This is a genomic window from Caballeronia sp. (genome assembly GCF_049581465.1).
In the GTDB taxonomy this organism is placed as follows: domain Bacteria; phylum Pseudomonadota; class Gammaproteobacteria; order Burkholderiales; family Burkholderiaceae; genus Caballeronia.
In genome coordinates this window covers 1-5,203 of the sequence record NZ_JBAUSA010000797.1, presented here as the reverse complement: position 1 = coordinate 5,203, position 5,203 = coordinate 1, and the positions used below count along the sequence as shown (strand labels likewise).

Sequence of the window (5,203 nt, the reverse complement as noted above, 5' to 3'; positions counted from 1 at the left end):
CGGTGCCCCGAATCTTCAGCATCGAACTCTCCGCGCCCGGCACCCCTCCGCCGGCCACCGCCGCGATCACGCGCAGGTTTGTGGTCTTCATGTTCTCGAGGTCGATCTCGACGCGCGCGACTCGTGCGGCAAACAACGGATCGTCGATGAGCGCGCGGCCGTTGTTTTGCGCCTTGCTCGCCGCCGCTTTCAGGCGCCGTAGCGCCGCCACCGAAAAGCCCACCCCCGCGATATTCGTTCGCTCGTAGGTCAGCAGAAATTTGGCATAAGTCCAGCCCCTGTTCTCTTCGCCGACGAGATTTTCGGCGGGCACGCGCACATCGGTGAAGAACACCTCGTTGACTTCGTGTTCTCCATCGAGCGTGATGATCGGACGCACTTCGACGCCGGGCGTGTTCATGTCGATCAGCAAGAAGCTGATGCCCTCCTGCTTGCGCGCGTCCTTGGACGTACGCACCAGGCAGAAAATCATGTTCGCGTACTGCGCGAGCGTGGTCCACGTCTTCTGACCGTTGACGACGTAGTAGTCGTTGCCATTCTCCGCGGTGCGCACGGCCGCCGTTCGCACCGACGCGAGGTCGGAACCCGCGCCCGGTTCCGAATAGCCCTGACACCACCAGTCGGAACCATCGAGAATGCGGGGCAGCCAGTAGCGCTTTTGCGCTTCGTTGCCGTACTTGATCAACACCGGCCCGAGCATGTTCACGCCGAAAGGAACGATGCGCGGCGCGCCCGCAATCGCGTATTCGTTCTCGAAGATGAACTTTTGCACCGGCGTCCAGCCGGGACCGCCGTGCTCCTTCGGCCAGTGATTCGCGAGCCATCCTTTCGCATTGAGAATGCCATGCCATTGCGTTATGTCTTCGCGCGTCAGACGCTTGCCCGCATGTACTTTTTCAGCGATACGGGTAGGCAACGATGTACGCAGAAAGTCGAGCACTTCTGCCCGAAATGCCTCTTCCTCGGCGGTGAATGTCAGATCCATGAATAGTGTTCCATCTGGAGTTTGAGGACGACCCGATCTCAAGCCGCTTGATTCAAGCTAGCGAAGTTCGCACCGCGTGCGACGAGGTCCACCAGCAAGTGGGAGGCACGCCAAAAAAGCGGGTCTTCCTTCTCGAATTCGCGGATGTCGGCAAGCACCGTCTCGAGGCCCACGCTGTCCGCATAGTGCATCGGACCGCCGCGATAGCGCGGAAAGCCGAACCCGTTGATCAACGTGGCATCCACATCCAGAGGACGCAATGCGATACCCTCGTGCACGACGTTCGCTCCCTCGTTGATCATCGCGGCCATGTAGCGGCGCACGATTTGTTCATCGCTGAATGCGCGCGGCGCGACACCTGCACGCCCACGCTCGGCCTCGATGATCAACTCGACCCCGGGATCCGGCTTGCCCAGGCGTGCGCCTTCGTCGTAGCGGTAAAAGCCACGCCCGGTCTTCTGACCGAACCAACCTTGCTCGCATAGCTGATCTGAAATGCGCACATAGCGCGCATGGGGATCGCGAGTGGCGGCACGCCGCTTACGCGCCGCCCAGCCAATATCGCCACCCGCGAGATCGATGACTTGATACGGGCCCATCGGAAAGCCGAAGTCGCGCACTGCCTTGTCGATCTGATAAGGCGATGCGCCGTCTTCCATCAGATGGTCCGCGGCCGCCCGATAGACCGCCAGCATTCGATTACCGATGAAGCCGTCGCACACACCCGCGCGAACTGCGACCTTGTGCAGCTTCTTCGCAAGTTCGAATGCCGTCGCGACGACATCGGCGCTTACTTGCGCGGGCACGACGACTTCGAGGAGCTTCATGATGTTCGCCGGGGAGAAGAAATGCAGGCCCAGCACATCTTGCGGACGCGAGATGCTGGCGGCGATTTCATCGATGTCGAGATAGGACGTGTTAGTCGCGAGCACCGTGCCTGTCTTGCAAACGCGATCAAGCTCTGCGAAGACCAACTTCTTGACCGCCATGTCTTCGAACACTGCCTCGATTACGATGTCCGCATCGGCGAGCGCGTCGTAGGCCGTGTCGCCACCGAAGCGTCGAAGAGCCTGCGATTTCGCTTCTTGCGTCAAGCGGCCTTTTCCGATCAGCCCGTCATACACCTTTTCGATGTGCGCGCGGCCGCGTTTCAGCGACTCGTCGTCGCGTTCGATCATCGTGACCGAAAGACCCGCGTCCAGCAACGCAACGGCGATGCCGGCGCCCATCGTGCCGCCGCCGACGACACCCACAGAACGAATCGGGCGCGGTTGAGCGGCGCGCGTTTCAGGCGATTTCTGCACTTCGCGCTCGGCAAAGAACGCATGCATGAGCCCAGCGCGCTGTGAGCTCTCGCGGCACTCGAGGAATTGCTTGCGCTCGAATCTCAGACCCTCGTCGAACGACAGGTTCAACGCGGCTTCCACGCAGTCGACGATCTTCAACGGCGACAGCAAGCCGCGCGATTTCTTTTGCGTGTCGACGCGCGCAGCGGCGATCGCGGCCGCGCTGGCGTTCGTATCCGCGAGAGCGAGAGCATTCCTCGTGCGGCGGGGCGCGGCTTGCGCCGCGACCAACTCGAGCGCATACGCGAGCCCTTCGGCCAGCACGTCGGCGCTTTGGCCGACACGATCGACGAGACCCAGCCGCAGCGCTTCCTGCGCGCCCACATGCCGACCGCTCAACATCAGCGACAACGCGGCTTCGGCGCCCATCAGGCGTGCCGCGCGTTGTGTGCCTCCGGCTCCGGGCAACAGCCCCAACTGCACCTCCGGCAAGCCAAGCTTCGCTCCGTCGACGGCGACCCGATAATGCGATGCCAACGCGACTTCAAGGCCGCCACCGAGCGCCGCGCCGTGAATCGCCGCAATGACCGGTTTCCCGCAAGCCTCAATTCGATTGCACACATCGGGCAGCGCGGGTAGCTGCGCCGGCATGCCGAATTCGCGAATATCCGCGCCCGCGATGAAATTTCGGCCCGCACCCACGATCAGTACCGCCCGCGCGGAAGCATTGGAATCGGCAGCCTCGATCACTTCGACGAGACCGCGCCGTACCGCTGCATTGAGCGCGTTGACGGGTGCGTGATCGATCGTCACGATAAGGACGCTTCCGCGCAATTCATGTTCGACTATCGCGGAGTCGGGCGCGCTCAATAACGTCATGGGTGCAGTCTCCTGATGCAATGTAGGGTGATTGCATTCTCAAGGGTGCAAACATTCTTGACAATTACATAGCCGATTGACAGACTGTCAAATCTCCTTTGACAATCGACATCGCTGTGGACGTCAACCAACTCATCCTGCTGGTCGAAATCCTCGATGCGGGCAACCTGAGCGAAGCGGCGCGACGCCTCAAGATGAGCCGCGCCAATGTCAGTTATCACCTGAATCAGCTCGAGAAGTCCGTGGGCTTGCAGCTCGTACGGCGGACCACGCGGCGCGTCGAACTGACCGAGGCTGGCCTGAAGCTCTATGAGCACGGAAGGTCGATTCAGAACGCACTGCTCGCGGCACAGGAATCGGTGTCGACACTGGGCCAAAGGCTACAGGGACGGGTCCGGCTCTCGGTGCCGAGCGGCTACGGCCAGCTCGTCATGTCCGAATGGCTCATCGCATTCAAGCGGGAGTATCCGGACATCGTGCTGGATGTGATGTTCGAGAATCGCGTCGCAGACCTGCTGCGCGACGAGGTAGACATCGCCGTGCGCGTGATGTCGGAGCCGCCGCAGAGTCTCGTCGCGCGCGATATGGGGCCAGTCCGGTATGTCGCGTGTGCCTCGTCCGCGTATGCCGCGCAACATGGCATGCCGACGCAGCTCGATGAGCTTCGGGTCGCGCCTGTCATCACCGCGACCGCCGTGGGAAGACAAACGCGCGTCGCCGCTTATCTGGATGACGAGCGTCATGAGGTGCTTCTGGAGCCGAGTCTGATCTCGGAGAACTTTCTCTTTCTGCGCGACGCGATCCTCGCCGGCCTGGGTGTTGGGATCGTGCCCGATTATGTGGTCATGGAAGACATGCGTCGTGGCGACGTGGTGACGGCGCTCGATCAATGGCGGCTCAGCATTTTCGGCACGCACATGTACATGTTGTACATGCCAAACCGCAACCATACGCGCGCCACGCTGGCTTTTATCGACTTCATGCTAAATCAGGCCCATAACGCAGGACGCGGGCGGCTTTCGCTCTGCACGAGCCGCGAAAGCGATTTCCCAAGGTAGCCGCAATGTCTTGCGAATGCGCCGCCCGCCGCTCTCTCGATGTCCTGGGGCAATGGGATCGAAGCCGCCGATATCGGTTCTCAGAGTCGCCCTGTTGCCGCGGATAATCGCTGCACCAAGTCCACCAGTCGAGGCCCGATTTCAAGCTCAAGCTTTTCGCGGCTCAGGACGAACGCGGGTCCGCCGCAGTTGAATGCCATCTGTGTGCCGTCGGGCGCCGTGTACGGGACTGCGACACTGGCGATATCCCTATCCCAGTCTCCGACTGACAGACAGTATCCTTTTTCACTGTAGTCCTTGATCGCCTCTTCCATGCCACGCATCACACTCGGCCAAAGCTCCGGATCCTGATTCCGGACCTGTTCAAAGACGCTGTCGCGCTCGGCCGCACCTGCTGCGGCAAGATAGGCCCGCCCCATCGAAGTGGTCGCAATCGGAAGCCTGGCGCCGATACCGCGCATGACCGTGATAGGTTCACTACTGCGCACCCACTCGACGTACATGACAGACAGACGATCGCGTACACCGAGAGACACCGACGCACGCGCGTAGTCGGCGAGTTCCTGCATCAGCGGCCGCGCAATCTCTCGAATGTCAAGATTGGCAAGCGTCGCGAAACCAAGCGATAGCACGCTCGTGCCCAGGCTATATCTTCCCAACTCTTGCGAATAGTTCAGGTATCCCAATTTTGCGAGCGTGCCAGCAAGACGCGCAACTGTTCCCTTCGGCAGCCCACTGCGCTTCGCCAGCTCGGTCAGTCCCAAATACCGCTCATGGATGGCGAAGCAGCGCAAAACTTCCAGCCCGCGAGCGAGTGCGGTCACGAAATGACGATCGTCACCATAACCCTCAAACTGCGCGACCCCACGGCTCCCGGTGGTTGTGAGTTGCGTCGGCCGAGAGCCGTTGGAGCTGTATTTCTTGGATAGGGTCATCTTACGCTCCAGGAGATCGGTAGTAAGTCACATATCGGTTCACTATGCAGACCGTAAATG

General features: G+C 61.0%; 4 protein-coding genes. 1 reads left to right on the top strand and 3 read right to left on the bottom strand.

Annotation, left to right across the window (positions count from 1 at the left end; all coding sequences use genetic code 11):
• Both WCA53_RS19610 and WCA53_RS19605 read right to left on the bottom strand, forming a co-directional pair.
• On the bottom strand, positions 1-985 hold a 985-nt coding region (locus WCA53_RS19610), incomplete at its 3' end, for an acyl-CoA dehydrogenase family protein (protein ID WP_423914420.1).
• 38 nt (positions 986-1,023) lie between these two features.
• Complete coding sequence (locus WCA53_RS19605) at positions 1,024-3,150, bottom strand: 3-hydroxyacyl-CoA dehydrogenase NAD-binding domain-containing protein (protein ID WP_423914416.1); 2,127 nt, start codon at positions 3,148-3,150, stop codon at positions 1,024-1,026.
• 116 nt (positions 3,151-3,266) lie between these two features.
• Here WCA53_RS19605 and WCA53_RS19600 point away from each other — a divergent pair, with 116 nt between their 5' ends.
• A complete protein-coding gene (locus WCA53_RS19600; protein ID WP_423914424.1) occupies positions 3,267-4,208 on the top strand; it encodes a LysR family transcriptional regulator in 942 nt (313 codons plus the stop codon).
• 80 nt (positions 4,209-4,288) lie between these two features.
• On the opposite strand, the gene WCA53_RS19595 is transcribed toward WCA53_RS19600, so the two are convergent.
• Complete coding sequence (locus tag WCA53_RS19595; RefSeq protein ID WP_423914413.1) at positions 4,289-5,143, bottom strand: IclR family transcriptional regulator; 855 nt, start codon at positions 5,141-5,143, stop codon at positions 4,289-4,291.
• Positions 5,144-5,203 lie beyond the last annotated feature (60 nt).

Excerpts from the sequence above, each read along its gene's own strand:
- WCA53_RS19605 (WP_423914416.1), bottom strand. The coding sequence starts at position 3,150 with ATGACGTTATTGAGCGCGCCCGACTCCGCGATAGTCGAACATGAATTG.
- WCA53_RS19595 (WP_423914413.1), bottom strand. The coding sequence starts at position 5,143 with ATGACCCTATCCAAGAAATACAGCTCCAACGGCTCTCGGCCGACGCAA.